Genomic DNA, 17,115 nt, shown 5'->3' on the forward strand with positions numbered 1-17,115 from the left:
GCGCTGAAACAACGTCAGTTCCGTTGCGGCGCCGCGATTTCGTCATGGCGTCCACATGGATCGCACAACCCTTCAAGTATCGATACTCGACCAATGGTTCTGGCCTTCGGCATGTTCGCGATGGGAATCGACAGCTTCGTCGTTGCCGGCATCCTGCCGAGTGTGGCCTCTGCGCTCGGAACCTGGTGGCACTCCTGTTCGCGGAGGTGACGCACTCGATCATCGCGCGCAAGGGAGCCGCAGCGCGTGACAGTTCCAACCTCGAGACTCACCTTCCGTCGTGTTGTTGATAGCGCCGAGTGGCCATCTACCGAAGGTGCCAGATGGCTTCTCGCACGACGCCAATGATGACGCCGTCGCCAAGCGGCCGAGTCTTGAATCGCTTGTTCAGCGGCTTCAAGCAGGACACTTCGTCGATCAATACCAGTTGCTTGAACGTCGCCTGCTTCGCACGGTTCTGGACGATCACGAAATCGCCAGGCCGGGCTTTCATGTCTGGCTCGATCACGACGATGGTGCCTGGTGGAAACGAATTCACGCCTTTGCTTCGCATGCTTTCGCCGTGAACCCGCAGTGCAAACGTATGCCGCTGGACGTCAACAGTGACGAACACGGTCTCCAATTCGCTGAGAGGACCGAAGTTGTCGATGTTGGCAAAGCCGCCGGCTTCCACCGCCGACAGCACCCGAACGCCACGACGACGCCATTTGTCCAAGGGGCGAGGCCCTCCCGAGAGAAACTCCTCGACCGACATGCCGAGGAGCCGCGCGACCGCCGGGCGGTGGCTGCGGTTGGGTGACGTTCCGCCGAGCCGTTCCCATTGCTGCACGGCGGCGCGCGTGACGCCGGCCGCCCGGGCAAAGGTGTCAACACTCATGGCAAGCTTCCGGCGACCTTCGGTGATCAACTCACGAACGTCTTTCAGCTTCAAGGTTCGCGCGCGGAGGGCCGGACAGCAGAGGGGGCAGACTTGCCCATGGTCCGAGAGGGAGGCCATAGCCGGATTGTGATGGGTGTCCACTCGCCCGTCTGCCATTGGCGAGATCGTCCTACCTCGCAGCAGTGATCGCTTGTCACGGCTCCGGTTCCCGCAAGAAAGCCTATCTAGGATTAAACTTCTATCCAACGCCACCAGTAGTCTTCGGCCATGAGCAGCCATCGACTGATCCGGGAAGGGCGCCGGAACCTTGGAATGAGCGAACAGCAATTCGCTGACGCTGTCGGAGTCAGTCGAGGAGCGGTCCAACAATGGGAAAGACCAGGCGGCACGGCGCCCAAGCGAAGCAACCAGCAGCGCGTTGCGACCTTGCTGGGAATCTCCGTGGCCGAGTTGGTGTCGGGCGGCTCGAACGCCGGCCAGGGAGTCGCCATGCGCGCTGAAGTGCCCCTGGTGTCCGAAGTCGAGGCAGGCGACTACACCGTCATCGACAACTTCAAGCCGAAGGGCAAGTTCGACACGGTGCCCGTGTCGGTACCGGTCAAGCGCCATACCTACGCGCTCGCTGTCCAGGGCGACAGCATGGTGAGTGAAGCGGGCGATTCGTTTCCGCCGGGCTCGATCATCGTCGTGGAACCCGAATTAGCCGCCGTGCCGGGCGATTACGTCATTGCGCTCAGCGACGACGGAGCCACCACCTTCAAGCAACTCATCAGGGACGGCGGCGACCTGTATCTGAGGCCGCTCAACTCGCGCTACCCGATCAAGCCGCTGGATGGAGCGAAGGTCGTGGGCGTCGTGCGCGAGTTCAGCAAGCGGTTCCGATAAGTACCCGTGACGCGACCGTGGCGGTGGATAGACTAGCTATGCAGTGCTATATTTTCTATCCCACCGGAGCGGCGACCGAAGCCGGGATTTCAAAACGTGGACCTACGACTTTGGTGCCGCGCTGCCTCGGTCAGATCGGCAAGACGACGCACCTCGCCGAGGTGTCGACAGCCCATGATCCCGCGCCGCGATGTGATCGTGATCGGCGCGGCCGAAGGAGACCTGGCAGCGCTGTCGACGATCCTGAAAGCTTTGCCGGCGACCTTTCGGCCCCCTCTTCGTAGCGCGGCATTCTTGCGGCGTTGGTCGAAGGGTGAAGCAACGGATCGGAGGCAAGCCATGGCAATCAACATCGAAGCGCCAGACGAGATATTCCGGCGCTGCGCAACGGCGGCAATGCTGATCAAGCCCGGTGATTCGCTGCCCATGAAGTTGCGGGACTTCGGCTTGCTCGTCGCTGACGAGTGCGCCGAGGTCGTCAGGGGATTCAGGGATGGGAGCGAGCGCGATGCGGGCGACTCGATCAGGGAAGTTTTCGTCGACTAGCCGCGGCGACCTGATGATCGAAATTCCCTTCGAGGATCAGCTGCTGACCTTCAAGGCTCGACTTGACCACGGCCTCACTTCAGCGCTGCAACTTCTGAACGATCGAACGAACTTCCGCTACACGGCTCTGCACAGGGTCCACCTCGGAGCTTTGCAACCTGTTTGTGTTTTTGATCGCTTCGGCGAAAACCGCGCCGATCTGCAAAGTGCCCTGCTTTTGAACGACTTGGCCAGGCTCACGCTGGCAAGCGGCGATTTCGTCTCATCGGACTGCAGCCAGGATAGTCGCATCGACACATCCGGCAGCCCGATCATCTCCTTTTGCGGGCTGGTGATGATACCGGTGGGGGGCGGACCCGCGTGTGGAATGCTGTGTCACTTCGACATGGATCGCTGCGAAGTAAAGCCGTGCGAGCTTGCGTTCCTGCGCGCGGTTTCGCTGCTGTTGGTGGACTACGTGGATTAGATTGCCGCACGGAAAACTGTCCGTGACCTCTGCATTGAACCTCGAGAGCTTGCGATCCGCCGGCAACCGGCGAACGTTCATGAGATTTGTCGCTGGATTCGCTGACTGCTACGCTTCCTCGGGGACGTTGTCCGCTTGCGGGTCGAGCCGAACGCTTGGAGGTGTCGGAAACGGCTGCGTGGCTGTGGCTGTTGCACGAAGGTGCAGATCATCGGCTGTAGAACAGCTCTTGCACTTGCGAGGAGACGGGGCAACCGGTTTCCTTCGGTGTTCGGTGTCGCCTGCTGGGGCATGCTTCGCACTCCTGGTCGACCAGGTGGCGAAGATTCCCTCCAGCGCTTCCGTACGACGAGGCTGGACGTCACCGCGGGGCAAGGATCTGAATCTCCTTGAGCACACGCCGCGAGCCTGTTCTGACAAGGGTGCACGCACCACCCTCAGGCCCTCCGCATCGGCCTCGGTCCAGAACACATGCTTCCAGGGAGTGCCAATTGGAAAGTAAGAGGCCCAGTCGGTATGGCCTTTGAGCCAGACTCCGCACACAGTGCTCAGCCGTCCTCTCCAGGCCGGCGGACAAACAAAGTTGCCAGCGTCCCCGGGCTGTAGCTTCAGGAGGTGTGACGGATAGGCATACAGCGCCACCCAATCGACGCATTCACTCATTGCTCGTTGCACCCACGTTGCCTGGCGCATCGACGGACCTTCGGCGTCCTGCGCATGCAGTCAACTGGTCGGTGGGATTCGGCAGAAAATCCAGGCCGACACACGCCAGCACTTCGCGCAGGCGATTCAGAGTCTTCGCACCGATTGCTTGCTTCATCATGAGCTCTTGCTCGCTGATGGCTGACAGGTCCTCGACGCAGAAGATGTTGAGTTCGGACAGAGCCTCACGGGCACTAGCGCGAACGGGAATTTCTTCGATTGGAGTTGGTGGGCTGAGTTTGCTCGGGGCCGCAAGACGCTGGGGACCTTTAGGGCGCCATTCGAACGTGTGAAACTCAAACGCCTTGTCTGCAGGAATTCGTGCCTCGCGTCGTGCGGCCGCATGCTTGCGCTTTGCCTCGTGAATCGCAGCGCGCAACTGTCCGAGACACGCGAGCAGTTCGTCGTCAGGCAACTGCGCGAGGTCACCGACAGAGCGGATAGTGCAAGACATTGGCCCTTCACTTCACACGCGATTGTCAGCCGTCACCCTGACGGCGCAGCGGAGCCTGCTCCATGGCGAGAGCGCAGCCCGCACATGCAGCGAGGCAGCCTAAACCTAATCCGGGCAGAAGCAACGATAGAACAGGCCGCACCGATAGAGGCTCTAGCGGCCGGGAAGGCCGGGGACCGGCGGCCGGCCACATCACTGGCACCACGCCGGCGTCGGCCGCTTCAGACCTCCAGGGCCACGCCAGGGCTTGCGTGTTCCGGCGCAGTGCAAGTTTCGGGATCCCGGGCGAGCGCGGCCGCGTGCTCGAGGCTGATGCCGTTGACGAGCGGGTCGGCATGCCGATGCGCCAGACGCCATCCGCTCCCTTCGCGGCAATAGACCAAGGTGACGCGCAGCGACCACGCCTGCGCCGGCAAACCGCCGACTTCGACGTGTGCTCGTTCGATCGTCGCAAGAACGACCATGTCGGTCGAGGCGTATGACTGGACGAGTTCCTGCGTCAAGGAGCCGTTGCTGAAGAATCGTCCGATGTCCTCCCAGCGTTCGCTCGTGATCTGTGGGCCGTGTGTCGGCGTTCCTCCGAACGGGGACATCAGCGTGTAGTCGTCCGAGTGGGTGATCAGTCCGAGGTAGTGGTGAATGTCCCCGCGCATGAGGGCTGCGTTGGCCTGCTGCGATTGCCGGAGGAGTTCGGCGACTTCGGCGGCGAGTTCTGGATGTGGCGTGGCTGGCATGTGGGTCGCTCCTGATCAGGTTCGTTCGTCGCAAAGCCACCGTGCGTGGCCTCCTGGAGCCACAAGATCGCACTGCCCAGCTCCTGAATCAAGTGATACGATTTCAGCAATATGCTGAACGAGATTGATCTCGCGCGCGCCGACCTGAACCTGCTGTTTCTCTTCGAGGTGGTCCTGGAGACTCGGCACGTGGGCCGGGCGGCGGAACGACTGAACCTGTCGCCGTCGGCGATCAGTCATGGCCTCGGCAGGCTGCGCCGGCTACTCAACGATCCGCTCTTTCTCAAGACGCCGAAAGGCGTGGTGCCCACGGCCCGCGCGGAGCAATTGGCCGCTCCCATCCGGGACGTCCTTGCACGCGTCAGAAGCGTGATCTCGACCGCGGAGAAGTTCGATCCCGCGACGTCCACGCGTCGGTTCACGATCGGCGCACCTGACGGGGCTTCGGCGGTATTCCTGCCGCCGCTTCTGACCGTGCTGCGCGAGCGCGCCCCCGGCATTGACATCAGCGTGCGCCAGTTGCTTCCCGCGCAAGGGGAAGCGTCGCCCGAGCGTGCATGGCGCGCCGCATTCGCCGACCTCGAGGCGCGCGCGATGGACATCGCCATCATTCCCACGGACGATGCCCCGGCGCGCTTTGCCGAGCGGGTTCTCTACGAAGAGGACTTCGTCATCGCGATGCGCGTCGGCCACTCGTTCGCGGGCAAGCTGACCGTCGACCGGTTCCTCGCCTTCCAGCATCTTCTCGTGTCGCATACCGGAGATGCCTTCGGTTTCATCGATCGGCTCCTGGCGGAGCAGGGGCTGTCGCGACGCATCGCGCTGACCGTTCCGAATTTCATGTTTGCCCTCGCCGTCATCGCCGAGACGGATCTGGTCGCCGCGTTGCCGAGGACATTCGTCGCCATGCAGGGAGCGCGATTTGGCGTCGCTGCCGTGGAAGCGCCAATGCGGCTGGATCGCTTCCGGATTCGAGCCATTGCACCGAAGGTGGCCTTGCAAGACGAGGGACTGGCGTGGCTCTTTGACGTGATTGGGACAGCAGGCACTGCTGCGCGGAAGCGCACCCGGCAAGGCACGACCAAGGCATGGCGCCCTACAACTGCTCCCCCAGCGGCTCCGATCCGGGAGCAGCGCGGGCGAGCGCGGCCGTTGGGCGTCGCAGCAGGAACGAGGCGTGTCGCCCTCCGCGATTGAGTCGGACGCCTTATTCGCCCCGCCTGGCCATGCTGCGTACGGACGTTGGCAATGACCGGACCATCTCGGCCAAGTAGCTCGTCAATTCGGATTCGTCGTTTCGACGGCGGTTCATGACCACCGGCGTGGTCACGCCGGCGTCGCTCAGGGGCAGGTAAAGCACGCCTTCTCGATGCAGGTTCTGCACCGACTGCGGCACCAGTGCGTAGCCGAGGCCGGCGACCACGAGCCCGATAGCAGTTTGCACCTCGTTCGACTCCAGTGCGATCACGGGCTTCAGGCCGCGCGACTGGAACATCTCCAGCACCTGGTCGGCATAGCTCGGCCGTGGCTTCGCGGGATACAGCAGGAGCGGCTCTGTCGCCAACTTGGCCAGGCTGATCGTCTTGTGCTTGACCAGGCGATGGTTCACGGGCAATGCCACCATCACCGACTCCTCGCGGACCAGTTCCCCGACGACCTCGTCGTCGTCGAAGTTGAGGCGACCGAAGCCCATGTCGATCCGGCCCGCCTTGAGGCCCTCCACCTGCTGCACCGTCGTCATCTCGTAAAGACTCAGATCGACCGTCGGTTGTTCCTGGCGGAATTGCCGGATCACGTCGGGCAACTTGCCGTACAGCGTGGAGGGCGCAAACCCGATCGCGTACCAGGTGCGCCTCCCGCCGGCGATGCGTGCGGTTGCGGCCTGCACTTCCGACATTCGGTCGAGCATCTGCTGCGCCTGGATCTGAAAGAAGCGCCCGGCCGGCGTGAGCCGCAGCGGACGCGACCCACGGTCCAGCAGTTCGGCGCCAAGCTCGTCTTCGAGGGTGCGGATCTGCCGGCTCAGCGGCGGTTGGGCAATGTGCAGCTGCTCGGCCGCGCGGCTGAAGCTCAGTTCGCGGGCGACCGCGCAGAAGTAGCGCAGATGGCGCAATTCGAGGTGCATGGCGTCTCCTGTTGGCGGATCGCGCGGGTCAGTGAAAACCCGATGTCACTATACCTTGAAGGTATTTTGCCGGACCCAATCGATATTGGACCCCAGGGCTCATGAAGACGAACATTCAACCCATGAACACGAGCCCCTCCATTCAATCCATCGAAGCCGTCCTGGTCGACCTGCCGACCATCCGCGCTCACAAGCTGGCGATGACGACCATGATGCGTCAGACGCTCGTGATCGTGCAGTTGATCTGCAGCGACGGCCTGACCGGCATCGGCGAGGCCACCACCATCGGCGGCCTGGCCTACGGCGACCAAAGCCCCGAGAGCATCAAGAGCGCGATCGACAACTACCTCGCGCCGCTGCTCATCGGCACGGACGCGACAAGCGTCAACGTTGCGATGCAGCGCGTATCCGCTTCCGTGCAAGGCAACTCGTTCGCGAAGTCGGCGGTTGAGATCGCACTGCTCGATGCGCAGGGCCAACGCCTCGGCCTTCCGGTCCACGCGCTGCTGGGCGGCGCCATGCGCGACGCGCTGCCGGTGCTCTGGACCCTCGCGAGCGGTGACGCTACGCGCGACGTCGATGAGGCGCTTGCCCTGATCGAGGCGCGCCGCCACAAGGTCTTCAAGCTGAAGATCGGCAGTCATGCGCTGGCCGATGACATCGCTCACGTGCAGGCGATCCGCCGCGGCCTGGGTGACGACGTGATGCTCACTGTCGACGTGAACCAGGCCTGGGACGAGACCACCGCCGTCCAAGGCATCGCCGCGCTCGAAGCGATCGGGGTCAGCCTCATCGAACAACCGGTGGCACGCCGCAATCGTCGCGCACTGAAGCGGCTCGCCGCCCGCTTCGATGTGGCCATCATGGCCGACGAGGCGGTGCACGACGCCACCGATGCCTTCGACCTGGCCGCCGATGCCGCTGCCGACGTCTACGCGCTCAAGATCTCCCAGGCCGGCGGCCTGTGGCCCACGTTGCGGGCTGCTTCCGTCGCCGACGCTGGCGGCGTCGGCGTCTACGGCGGCACGCTGCTGGAAGGCAGCATCGGCAGCATCGCCGCGGCCCATGTCTTTGCCGCCTGCCCAACGCTCGCCTGGGGCACCGAACTGTTCGGCCCGCTGCTGCTCAAGGACGACATCGTCGTCCAGCGTCCCGACTACCGCGACTTCGAACTGCAATTGCCGCACGTGCCTGGCCTCGGCGTGCAGCTCGACCTCGACAAGCTCGCCTTCTATCGCCGTGACCGCGCGTCGCAGGCGGTTGCCGTCACCGCCTGAGGACCACCATGCTGTTCCACGTCGAAATGACCGTTTGCCTTCCGCACGACATGCCGCCGGCGCAGGCCGACCAGCTCAAGGCGCGCGAGAAGGAGATTGCACAGGGCCTGCAGCGCGACGGTGTCTGGCGCCACCTGTGGCGCATTGCCGGACGCTACGCCAACGTCAGCATCTTCGACGTCGCCGACAACGCCGCGTTGCACGACACCCTGATGACGCTGCCCTTGTTCCCCTACATGGACATCGAGGTGCGACCGCTCTGCCGTCACGCCTCGTCCATCCATGACGACGACCGCTGATTTTCATTTTCCTCAACCCAACCCCCACGAACCCACGGAGACAAAGCCATGAACGAAATGAGCAAGACCCAGCTGCTGGAAAAAGTGACCCACTCGAACCGGCCCAACGGCAACCCACGCGTGCAAAAGATTGCGGCGCGCATCATCGGCGATCTCTTTCGCGCGATCGATGACCTGGACGTCCAGCCCGACGAGTTCTGGGCTGGCGTCGACTGGCTTTCGCGCCTGGCATCCAGTGGCCAGGCCGGTCTGATCACCGCCGGCCTGGGCTTCGATCGCCTGCTGGACATCCGCCTCGACGAAGCCGATGAACGCGCGGGCCGCAATGCCGGCACGCCGCGAGCCATCGAAGGCCCGCTCTACATCGCCGGCGCGCCGCTTGCGAAGTACGAAGTGCGCGTCGATGAGGAAGGCGACGCGAAGCGCGGCGAGACGATGGTGATGGAAGGGCGCGTGCTCGACATCCACGGCAAGCCCGTGGCCGGTGCCATCGTCGATGTGTGGCACGCCAACGAGCTGGGTCGTTATTCGCACTTCGACCCGGACCAGGCCGAGTACGCCCTGCGCCGCCGCATCGAGACCGATGCCGAAGGCCGCTATCGCTTCCGCAGCTTCCTGCCGCCGGGCTATGCGATTCCCCCGAACAGCCCGACCTCGGAGTTGTTCGGCGCGCTCGGCCGCCACGGCAACCGTCCGGCGCACATCCACTTCCTCGTGGTCGCACCGGGCCTGCGCACACTGACGACGCAAGTCAATGTGCCGGGCGACAGCTTCATCGACGATGACTTCGCGTTCGCCACGCGCGACGGGTTGATCCTGCAGCTCGAGAAGAACACGTCCGCCAAGGGTTACGAGTCGCTCGGCGTGAAAGAGCCGTTCACCCGCGTGCCATTCGACTTCGTGATGCAGCCGGCGGTTGACGAGAGCGAGGCCTCGCCTCAGGCCCGCGTGGCGCGCGCCGTCGGCTGATCCGACGCTGCCGCTCCTGAGTCGGCAAGAGGCCGGCCAGGAGTCCATTTCCATACCGATCGTCGATGGGTGAAGCAGCGTGCTTCGGCTTTGCGACGACCCCCTTTCAGTGAATCGCCATTCGCCTACCTCCGAGGAGACACGCATGATCCCCATCTATCCCGTCCCGTCGACGCCGAACCTCGCCAAGCTGGATGCCTTGCTCGAGGACGATCCGGTCGAGCACAAGTACCGCCTGGACCGTTCCGTCTTCACCGACGAACAGCTGTTCGACCTGGAGATGAAGCACATCTTCGAAGGCAACTGGGTCTACCTGGCGCACGAGAGCCAGATCGCCAACGTCAACGACTACCTGACCGTGTATGTCGGCCGCCAGCCGGTGGTCATCACGCGCAGCAAGGACGGCAAGCTGAATGCGCTGGCCAACACCTGCACGCACCGCGGCGCCATCCTGTGCCGCCACAAAAAGGGCAACAAGTCGAGCTTCACCTGTCCGTTCCACGGCTGGACTTTCAACAACGCGGGCAAGCTGCTGAAGGTCAAGGACAACAGCACCGAGGCCGGCTACCCGTCGAGTTTCAACTGCGAAGGCAGCCACGACCTGGCCAGGCTCGGCGCGTTCGAGAACTACCGCGGCTTCCTGTTCGGCAGCGTCAACCCCGACGTCGTTCCGCTGAAGGAGCACCTGGGCGAGGCGGCCAAGATCATCGACATGATCGTCGACCAGTCGCCCGACGGTCTCGAAGTGCTGCGCGGTGCATCGACCTACACCTTCGACGGCAACTGGAAGCTCGGCGCGGAGAACGGCGCCGACGGCTACCACGTCTCGTCGGTGCACTGGAACTATGCGGCCACCACCAGCCGGCGCAGCGTCGACGGCAAGGTCGACACCGTCAAGGCCATGAACGCCGGCAAGTGGGCGCAGCAGGGCGGTGGCTCCTACACCTTCAAGCACGGCCATCTGCTGCTGTGGACCAACTGGTCGAACCCGGAAGACCGCCCGCTGTATTCGAAGCGCGACGAGTGGATCGGCAAGTTCGGCGAAGCGCGCACCGACTGGATGCTGGGCAAGTCCCGCAACCTGTGCCTCTACCCCAACGTCTACCTGATGGACCAGTTCAGTTCGCAGATCCGCATCGTGCGGCCGATCTCGGTCAACAAGACGGAAGTGACGATTTACTGCATCGCGCCGAAGGGCGAGGCGCCGGAAGCACGCACGCGTCGCTTGCGTCAGTACGAGGACTTCTTCAACGCGACCGGCATGGCCACGCCCGACGACCTGGAGGAGTTCCGCTCCTGTCAGCACGGCTACGGCGCGCGGGCCGTGAAGTGGAACGACATGAGCCGCGGCGCCACCCACTGGATCAAGGGGCCCGACGCGACGGCCGACCTGATCGACCTGAAGCCGGACATGAGTTGCGTCAAGACCGAGGACGAAGGCCTCTACATCGGCCAGCACGAATACTGGCTCGACACCATGAAGAAGGCTGTCGTCGCCGAGCACGCAGAACACTCGACGGGAGGCCAGTGATGTTGTCCTACCAGGAACTCCAGGCCTTCGTCTACGCGGAAGCTCGCGCGCTCGACGAACACCGCTGGGCCGACTGGCTCGCCTGCTACGCCGACGACGCCGAATTCTTCATGCCTTCGTGGGATGACGACGACAAGCTGACGACGGACCCGCACAACGAAGTCTCGCTGATCTACTACCCCGACAAGCAAGGTCTCGAGGACCGCGTCTTTCGCATCCAGACCGATCGATCGAGCGCCACGATGCCCGACACGCGCACGGGCCATGCGATCAACAACCTCGAGGTGCTGTCGCAGGACGAGAAGCAATGCGTGGTGTCCTTCAACTGGACCACGCACAGTTTCCGCTACGACATCGTCGACGTGTACTTCGGGAGCTCCCAGTACACGCTGGACACGAGTGGCGGCAAGCCGCTGATCAAGCGCAAGTACGTCGTCCTGAAGAACGACTACATCCACCACCTGCTCGACATCTATCACATCTGATCCAAGGGACAAGGAGACAAGCCATGTCATACAACATCGCCCTGCAGTTCGAGGACGGGGTCTCGCGCATCATCCCGTGCGAGCCCAACGAACTGATCGCCGACGCCGCGTACCGCGCGAAGATCAACATTCCGCTCGACTGCCGCGACGGCGCCTGCGGCACCTGCAAGTGCCATTGCGAGAGTGGCAGCTACACGATGGGGGACTACATCGACGATGCGCTCGCCGATGACGAGGCCGCGAGCGGCTACGTGCTGACCTGCCAGATGAAGCCCACCTCCGACTGCGTGGTGCGCGTGCCCGCTTCGTCCGCGGCCTGCAAGACGGAAGTCGGCGCGCATGGCGGCAAGCTGACGAAGATCCAGCGGGATTCGTCCACGACCGTGTCCTTCCTGCTGGAGGCGGAACGGCCTCTTGCCTTCCTGCCCGGCCAGTACGTGAACCTCATGGTGCCCGGCAGCAAGGAGACCCGTTCGTATTCCTTCAGCTCCGCACCGAACAAGTCCGAACTGGCCTTCCTGATTCGCGACGTGCCCGACGGACTGATGAGCACCTACATGCGCCAGAAGGCGCAGCCCGAGGACTTCATGATGTTCACGGGACCGTACGGCAGCTTCTACCTGCGTCCTGCCGTGCGCCCGATCCTGATGCTTGCGGGCGGTACCGGCCTTGCGCCATTCCTGTCGATGTTGCTGTGGCTCAAGGAGAACCCGACCGACCAGCCGATCCGCCTGGCCTACGGCGTGAACACCAACGACGACCTGGTCGAACTCGAGACGCTGGACGAACTGAAGTCGAACTTGCCGAACTTCGAGTTCTTCACTTGCGTGGTGGACCAGGAAAGCGGGCATCCCAGGCAAGGCTACGTGACGAATCACCTCTCGGGCGATGACCTGCATGACGGCAATGTCGACGTGTACGTGTGCGGGCCGCCGCCGATGGTGGAAGGGGTGCGCAAGTGGATGTCCGGTGTCGGCGTGACGCCCAGGAACTTTCATTTCGAGAAGTTCTCTTCGGCCAACGAGGCGGTGGCGGCATGAGCGCAGATCGCTTCGACAACAAGGTCGTCATCGTCACCGGCGCCGCGCAAGGCATCGGCCGGGGCGTCGCGCTGCGGGTGGCGGCGGAAGGCGGCACGGTGCTGGCGGTCGACCGCGCCGACATCGTCAAAGAGGTGGTTGCGGAGATCGAGGAGGGCGGCGGCACCGCTGCAGCCTTCCAGGCCGATCTCGAAACCTTCGCGGGTGCGCAGGCCATGGTGGCGGATTGCCTGGCCCGGTTCAAGCGCGTCGATGTGCTCATCAACAACGTCGGCGGCACGATCTGGGCCAAGCCCTACGAGCACTACGAAGAGGCGCAGATCGAGGCCGAGATCCGGCGCTCGCTGTTCCCGACCTTGTGGTCCTGCCGCGCTGCGCTGCCGTTCATGGTCAAGAAGAAGCGCGGTGTCATCGTCAACGTCTCGTCGGTCGCGACGCGCGGCGTGCATCGTGTTCCCTACTCGGCAGCGAAGGGCGGCGTGAACGCGCTGACCGCGTCGCTGGCGATGGAGCACACGCGCAACGGCATCCGCATCAACGCCACGGCGCCCGGCGGCACCGACGCACCACCGCGTCGCGTGCCGCGCAACCAGTCCCGGGCCAAGCCGACTGCCCGCGACACCGCCTGGTACCAGGGCGTGGTCGACCAGACGGTCGATTCGAGCCTCATGCACCGCTACGGGACGATCGACGAGCAGGTCGCGCCCATCCTGTTCCTGGCATCCGACGACGCTTCCTACATCACGGGAACGGTCGTACCGGTCGGTGGCGGCGATCTCGGTTGACGCTGCCACGGACTTCATTCCAAACACCCACGACACATCGAGACAACACCATGCGCAACATCGATCTCCACAAGCTGGCCGACGAGGCCCGCTTCAATCGCTTCCACGGGTTGGTTCTCTTCTGGTGCGCCCTGATCATCATCTTCGACGGCTACGACCTCGCGGTGGCCGGCATCGCGCTGCCTTCGATCATGAAGGAGATGGGCGTGAGCCCGACGAATGCGGGCTTCATGGTCAGCTCCGCGCTGTTCGGCATGATGTTCGGCGCCATCTTCCTGGGCACCATCGCGGACAAGATCGGTCGGCGACGCGCGATTGTCATCTGCATTGCGCTGTTCAGCATCTTCACCGCGGCCGCGGGCCTCACCCACGAGCCGATCAGCTTCAGCGTGATGCGCTTCCTGGCGGGGCTTGGCATTGGCGGCGTGATGCCGAACGTGGTCGCGCAGATGACCGAGTACTCACCGCGCAAGATCCGCAGCACGATGGTGACGCTGATGTTCAGCGGCTACGCCGTTGGCGGAATGCTGGCCGCGCTGCTCGGCAAGGGACTGATCGAAGCCTATGGCTGGTCGTCGGTGTTTCTTGCAGCGGGCTTGCCGGTATTGCTGATCCCCGCGATCCTGAAATCGATGCCCGAGTCGATGCCCTTTCTCATCAAGGCGAACCGACTCGACGAGTTGCAACGCCTCGCGTCGCGCCTCGATCCCAGCTACCGGCCCGAGTCTGGCGACAGCTTCGCGCTGCCGCGCGAAGACAAGGCCGCGAGCGCGCCGATCGGTCGCCTGTTCCAGGAAGGTCGCGGCTTCAGCACCGTGATGTTCTGGATCGCGTTCTTCATGTGCCTGTTCATGGTGTACGCCCTCAGCTCGTGGCTGACCCGGCTGATGGCCAGCGCTGGTTACAGCCTGGGTTCCGCCTTGACCTTCGTGCTCGTGCTGAACTTCGGCGCCATGATCGGCGCGGTAGGCGGAGGCTGGCTCGCCGACCGCTTCCACATCAAGTACGTGCTGGTGGGCATGTATGCGTTGGCGGCGGTGTCGATCACCTTGCTGGGCTATCGCGCGCCAACGGAAGTGCTGTTCCTGCTGGTCGGACTGGCGGGCGCGTCGACCATCGGGACGCAGATCGTGACCTACGCCTACGTGGGGCAGTTCTATCCGATGGCAGTGCGTGCCACGGGCATCGGCTGGGCCTCGGGCGTGGGGCGAAGCGGCGCGATCCTCGCGCCGATCGTGATCGGCAGCCTTGTCGGCCTGGCACTCCCGCTGCAGCAGAACTTCATGGCGATTGCGATCCCCGCGGTGATTGCGGCCATCGCGGTGGCCTTGATCAACCATGGTCGTTCGACAGGGGCCCAACGTGCAGATGCTTCGGGTGCGATTCGCGAGAGTTCGATGGTTGGCTCGAAGGCCGCGGTGCCCGCGAAGTAGCAGCGGCCATGTGGCACCACCTCGAGCCGCCGCCGCGGCCGCTGCTGGGCTGGCGCCGGGTGGTGGCCGATTTCGGCCCCACCTACGCAGCCAACGGGTTCATCGGATTTGTCTTCGCGGCCACCGCCCCGGTCGCGATCATTCTGTCGGTCGGCACCGGCGGTGGCTTGAGCGAGGCCGAGCTGGCTTCGTGGCTCTTCGGCGTCTTCTTCGTCAATGGCCTCATCAGCGTAGGGATGTGCTGGCTGTACCGCCAGCCGCTGGCCTTCTTCTGGACCATTCCCGGTACCGTGCTGGTCGGGCCTGCGCTGATGCATCTCAGCTTCGCCGAGGTGCTCGGGGCGTACTACGCCACTGGCGCGCTCATCTTGGTGCTGGGCTGCACGGGCTGGGTCCGCCGTGCGATGGCGGCGATTCCGATGCCGATCGTGATGGGCATGGTGGCCGCGGTGTTCCTGAGGTTTGGATTGGACCTCGTGCGATCGTTGCACGATGACGTGGCGATCGCGGGTCCGATGGTCATCGCATGGCTGGCGCTGACGGCGGTCCCTGCGCTCGGGCGCCGACTGCCGCCGTTGATCGGGGCCCTGCTGGTGGGCGCGGCCATGACAGCGTTTCTCACGCGCATGGACGTCGCCGCGCTGGGATCCATTGAACTGATTCGTCCGGTGGTGCGAATGCCCGTGTGGTCGTGGTCTGCAATGGTGGAGCTCGTGGTGCCGCTCGCCATCACGGTGCTGGTCGTCCAGAACGGCCAGGGCATCGCCGTGTCGAAGGCAGCTGGGCATGAGCCACCGGTGAACGCCGTGACGGTGGCCTGCGGCATTGGAGCCATGATGAGCGCGGCGGTCGGTGCCGTCAGCACCTGCCTCACCGGTCCCACGAACGCAATCATCAGTGGTTCGGGAGAGCGTTCCCGCCAATACAGTGCCGGCATCTTTACCGGCATTCTGGCGATGGTCTTCGGCCTGATGTCGCCCGCATTCACGCGGCTGATGCTCCATCTGCCCAAGGCCTTCGTCATGGTGCTGGCCGGCTTGGCGATGCTGCGTGTCTTGCAGTCCGCCTTCATGACGGCGTTCAAGGAGCGGTTCACGCTTGGCGCGCTGGTGGCCTTTTTGGTCACCGCAGCGGATCTCGCCATCTTCAACATCGGAGCCGCGTTCTGGGGATTGGCGATGGGCTTTGGCGTGTCGTGGTGCCTCGAGCGGCGCGACTTTTCACCGCAGTCCGCTTCCTTCGCCCCAGCCGAGCGACTGCGCGCGATGGCCGCCTCCCTGCATCGCCTCGTTGTGGCCTCGGGCGCGCTGATCGACGATGCGACACCTCCGGTCAAGCACCGTTCGGAACAAGCCCGCGACGGCGAATGAGGACCGTCGCTTCGTGAGTGCCCGAACATCGTCGGCCGTTCCGGTGTCGGCAAGAGCCTGTGCACCCGACATCGCAGTCCGCGCTGCGTCAGTTCGCCCGAGCTGATCGCGCCTTCCGCTCGCGGGCCATCCGCACGCACAGGTCGAAGGCGTGTTGCAAGCCCTCGATGGTCGCCACGCCCCGGCCAGCGATGTCGAAGGCGCTGCCGCTCGCCGAGGTCGCCACCGGCACCGGCAGGCCGCCGTGCAGCGTCACGCCCTGCTCGAAGCCCATGAGCTTCATCGCGATCTGGCCCTGATCGTGGTACATCGAGACGACGGCGTCGAAGTCCCCGCGGCGCGCGCCGATGAAGACGGTATCGGGCGAATAGGGACCACGGGCGTCGATCCCTTGCGCCTGCAGCGCGCGCACGGCCGGCGCGATGATCTCAATCTCTTCGCTGCCGATGGAGCCGCCGTCGCCCGCGTGCGGATTGAGGCCCGAGACCGCGATGCGTGGCGCCTGGACGCCGGCACTGATGAGGGCGTCGCGAATGATGTGCACCGCGTCCTTCACGGCGTCGCCAGTGATGAGGGCTGCGACGTCCTTCAGCGGCACATGCGAGGTGACGCGCGAGGTCCAGAGCTTGCCGGTGATGTTGAACTCGCAGACGAAGCCCGGCACGCGGAATCGCTCCTGCATGTAGCGCAGCTCGTCTTCATGCTGCAATCCGCCGAGGCGCAGTGAATGCTTGTTGAGCGGCGCGAAGACGATGCCATCGACCAGACCTCGGCGAACGGCCTCGGTGGCCAGCTGCATCGCCTCGAAGGAGGCGATGCCGGAATGCACGTTCGATTCGCCGAGCACCGGGGGAACACCGCCCATCGTGGCCTGAACCAGCAGGCTCGGCCGGCCGGGCTCGAATCGCAGCCCGTCCAGACTCTGGAGGCGGAGGGGGTCGAGCGTGGCGCCGCCAGCGATGCGCTGGCCGCTTTCGAGCACCAGCGGGTCGGCGACGAGCAACAGATCGGCCGCCTCGAGATTGGGCGCGCGCGAGAGCAGCTTCACCATCATCTCCGGACCGATGCCGCTCGGGTCGCCGGGCAGCACTGCGATTCTGGGTTTCATCGAATTCCTTTCCTTGTCTTTTCGAG

Annotated in this window: 18 protein-coding genes; 13 read left to right on the forward strand and 5 right to left on the reverse strand. The window is 64.2% G+C overall.

Annotated elements, in window-relative coordinates; translation table 11 throughout:
* Positions 1-307 precede the first annotated feature (307 nt).
* Positions 308-931 (reverse strand): LexA family transcriptional regulator, encoded by a 624-nt coding sequence (locus tag QTI04_RS01935; protein WP_286613975.1) that lies wholly within the window; start codon positions 929-931, stop codon positions 308-310.
* A gap of 216 nt (positions 932-1,147) precedes the next feature.
* Here QTI04_RS01935 and QTI04_RS01940 point away from each other — a divergent pair, with 216 nt between their 5' ends.
* The 3 genes from QTI04_RS01940 (at position 1,148) to QTI04_RS01950 (ending at position 2,777) form a co-directional block, all read left to right on the forward strand.
* Entirely contained in the window at positions 1,148-1,765 is a 618-nt protein-coding gene (locus QTI04_RS01940) for a LexA family transcriptional regulator (RefSeq protein WP_286613976.1), read from the forward strand.
* A gap of 192 nt (positions 1,766-1,957) precedes the next feature.
* Positions 1,958-2,311, forward strand: a complete 354-nt coding sequence (locus QTI04_RS01945) for a hypothetical protein (RefSeq protein WP_286613977.1) — start codon at positions 1,958-1,960, stop codon at positions 2,309-2,311.
* Positions 2,312-2,324: 13 nt separating this feature from the next.
* Positions 2,325-2,777 (forward strand): hypothetical protein, encoded by a 453-nt coding sequence (locus QTI04_RS01950; RefSeq protein ID WP_286613978.1) that lies wholly within the window; start codon positions 2,325-2,327, stop codon positions 2,775-2,777.
* Between the two features lie 655 nt (positions 2,778-3,432).
* On the opposite strand, the gene QTI04_RS01955 is transcribed toward QTI04_RS01950, so the two are convergent.
* Together QTI04_RS01955 and QTI04_RS01960 are read right to left on the reverse strand one after the other, a co-directional pair.
* Entirely contained in the window at positions 3,433-3,933 is a 501-nt protein-coding gene (locus QTI04_RS01955) for a hypothetical protein (RefSeq protein WP_286613979.1), read from the reverse strand.
* A 221-nt stretch (positions 3,934-4,154) separates the two neighbouring features.
* Positions 4,155-4,667 (reverse strand): nuclear transport factor 2 family protein, encoded by a 513-nt coding sequence (locus QTI04_RS01960; RefSeq protein WP_286613980.1) that lies wholly within the window; start codon positions 4,665-4,667, stop codon positions 4,155-4,157.
* Between the two features lie 111 nt (positions 4,668-4,778).
* Here QTI04_RS01960 and QTI04_RS01965 point away from each other — a divergent pair, with 111 nt between their 5' ends.
* Positions 4,779-5,864, forward strand: a complete 1,086-nt coding sequence (locus tag QTI04_RS01965) for a LysR family transcriptional regulator (RefSeq protein ID WP_286613981.1) — start codon at positions 4,779-4,781, stop codon at positions 5,862-5,864.
* 10 nt (positions 5,865-5,874) lie between these two features.
* Here QTI04_RS01965 and QTI04_RS01970 read toward each other — a convergent pair whose 3' ends face one another.
* On the reverse strand, positions 5,875-6,792 hold the full coding sequence (locus QTI04_RS01970) for a LysR family transcriptional regulator (RefSeq protein ID WP_286613982.1): 918 nt from the start codon (positions 6,790-6,792) through the stop codon (positions 5,875-5,877).
* 122 nt (positions 6,793-6,914) lie between these two features.
* Between QTI04_RS01970 and QTI04_RS01975 the strand changes: the two genes are divergently transcribed.
* The 9 genes from QTI04_RS01975 (at position 6,915) to QTI04_RS02015 (ending at position 15,981) form a co-directional block, all read left to right on the forward strand.
* Complete coding sequence (locus QTI04_RS01975) at positions 6,915-8,069, forward strand: muconate/chloromuconate family cycloisomerase (RefSeq protein ID WP_286613983.1); 1,155 nt, start codon at positions 6,915-6,917, stop codon at positions 8,067-8,069.
* Positions 8,070-8,077: 8 nt separating this feature from the next.
* Positions 8,078-8,368, forward strand: a complete 291-nt coding sequence (gene catC, locus QTI04_RS01980; RefSeq protein WP_286604623.1) for a muconolactone Delta-isomerase — start codon at positions 8,078-8,080, stop codon at positions 8,366-8,368.
* 48 nt (positions 8,369-8,416) lie between these two features.
* Positions 8,417-9,337, forward strand: coding sequence for a dioxygenase (locus QTI04_RS01985; protein ID WP_286613984.1), 921 nt, complete (start codon positions 8,417-8,419; stop codon positions 9,335-9,337).
* 145 nt (positions 9,338-9,482) lie between these two features.
* Positions 9,483-10,868 (forward strand): benzoate 1,2-dioxygenase large subunit, encoded by a 1,386-nt coding sequence (benA, locus tag QTI04_RS01990; RefSeq protein ID WP_286613985.1) that lies wholly within the window; start codon positions 9,483-9,485, stop codon positions 10,866-10,868.
* Positions 10,868-11,353, forward strand: coding sequence for a benzoate 1,2-dioxygenase small subunit (gene benB / locus QTI04_RS01995; protein WP_286604617.1), 486 nt, complete (start codon positions 10,868-10,870; stop codon positions 11,351-11,353). Before benA ends, benB begins: the two co-directional genes overlap by 1 nt.
* Positions 11,354-11,376: 23 nt before the next feature.
* Positions 11,377-12,393, forward strand: coding sequence for a benzoate 1,2-dioxygenase electron transfer component BenC (benC, locus tag QTI04_RS02000; RefSeq protein ID WP_286613986.1), 1,017 nt, complete (start codon positions 11,377-11,379; stop codon positions 12,391-12,393).
* Complete coding sequence (gene benD / locus QTI04_RS02005; protein ID WP_286613987.1) at positions 12,390-13,178, forward strand: benzoate diol dehydrogenase BenD; 789 nt, start codon at positions 12,390-12,392, stop codon at positions 13,176-13,178. Before benC ends, benD begins: the two co-directional genes overlap by 4 nt.
* A 50-nt stretch (positions 13,179-13,228) precedes the next feature.
* Positions 13,229-14,611, forward strand: coding sequence for an MFS transporter (locus tag QTI04_RS02010; RefSeq protein ID WP_286613988.1), 1,383 nt, complete (start codon positions 13,229-13,231; stop codon positions 14,609-14,611).
* An 8-nt stretch (positions 14,612-14,619) separates the two neighbouring features.
* A complete protein-coding gene (locus tag QTI04_RS02015) occupies positions 14,620-15,981 on the forward strand; it encodes a benzoate/H(+) symporter BenE family transporter (RefSeq protein ID WP_286613989.1) in 1,362 nt (453 codons plus the stop codon).
* An 88-nt stretch (positions 15,982-16,069) separates the two neighbouring features.
* On the opposite strand, the gene QTI04_RS02020 is transcribed toward QTI04_RS02015, so the two are convergent.
* Positions 16,070-17,089, reverse strand: coding sequence for a 4-hydroxythreonine-4-phosphate dehydrogenase PdxA (locus QTI04_RS02020; RefSeq protein ID WP_286613990.1), 1,020 nt, complete (start codon positions 17,087-17,089; stop codon positions 16,070-16,072).
* Between the last annotated feature and the right edge of the window lie 26 nt (positions 17,090-17,115).

Origin of the sequence: Variovorax sp. J22R115, from assembly GCF_030317005.1 — a bacterium.
In the GTDB taxonomy this organism is placed as follows: domain Bacteria; phylum Pseudomonadota; class Gammaproteobacteria; order Burkholderiales; family Burkholderiaceae_C; genus Variovorax.

Coding starts and splice junctions, on each gene's coding strand:
- benD (WP_286613987.1), top strand. CDS start 12,390: ATGAGCGCAGATCGCTTCGACAACAAGGTCGTCATCGTCACCGGCGCC.
- catC (WP_286604623.1), top strand. CDS start 8,078: ATGCTGTTCCACGTCGAAATGACCGTTTGCCTTCCGCACGACATGCCG.
- QTI04_RS01975 (WP_286613983.1), top strand. CDS start 6,915: ATGAACACGAGCCCCTCCATTCAATCCATCGAAGCCGTCCTGGTCGAC.
- benA (WP_286613985.1), top strand. CDS start 9,483: ATGATCCCCATCTATCCCGTCCCGTCGACGCCGAACCTCGCCAAGCTG.
- QTI04_RS01940 (WP_286613976.1), top strand. CDS start 1,148: ATGAGCAGCCATCGACTGATCCGGGAAGGGCGCCGGAACCTTGGAATG.
- QTI04_RS01955 (WP_286613979.1), bottom strand. CDS start 3,933: ATGTCTTGCACTATCCGCTCTGTCGGTGACCTCGCGCAGTTGCCTGAC.
- QTI04_RS01960 (WP_286613980.1), bottom strand. CDS start 4,667: ATGCCAGCCACGCCACATCCAGAACTCGCCGCCGAAGTCGCCGAACTC.
- QTI04_RS01965 (WP_286613981.1), top strand. CDS start 4,779: ATGCTGAACGAGATTGATCTCGCGCGCGCCGACCTGAACCTGCTGTTT.
- QTI04_RS02010 (WP_286613988.1), top strand. CDS start 13,229: ATGCGCAACATCGATCTCCACAAGCTGGCCGACGAGGCCCGCTTCAAT.
- QTI04_RS02015 (WP_286613989.1), top strand. CDS start 14,620: ATGTGGCACCACCTCGAGCCGCCGCCGCGGCCGCTGCTGGGCTGGCGC.
- QTI04_RS01950 (WP_286613978.1), top strand. CDS start 2,325: ATGATCGAAATTCCCTTCGAGGATCAGCTGCTGACCTTCAAGGCTCGA.
- QTI04_RS02020 (WP_286613990.1), bottom strand. CDS start 17,089: ATGAAACCCAGAATCGCAGTGCTGCCCGGCGACCCGAGCGGCATCGGT.
- QTI04_RS01985 (WP_286613984.1), top strand. CDS start 8,417: ATGAACGAAATGAGCAAGACCCAGCTGCTGGAAAAAGTGACCCACTCG.
- benB (WP_286604617.1), top strand. CDS start 10,868: ATGTTGTCCTACCAGGAACTCCAGGCCTTCGTCTACGCGGAAGCTCGC.
- benC (WP_286613986.1), top strand. CDS start 11,377: ATGTCATACAACATCGCCCTGCAGTTCGAGGACGGGGTCTCGCGCATC.
- QTI04_RS01970 (WP_286613982.1), bottom strand. CDS start 6,792: ATGCACCTCGAATTGCGCCATCTGCGCTACTTCTGCGCGGTCGCCCGC.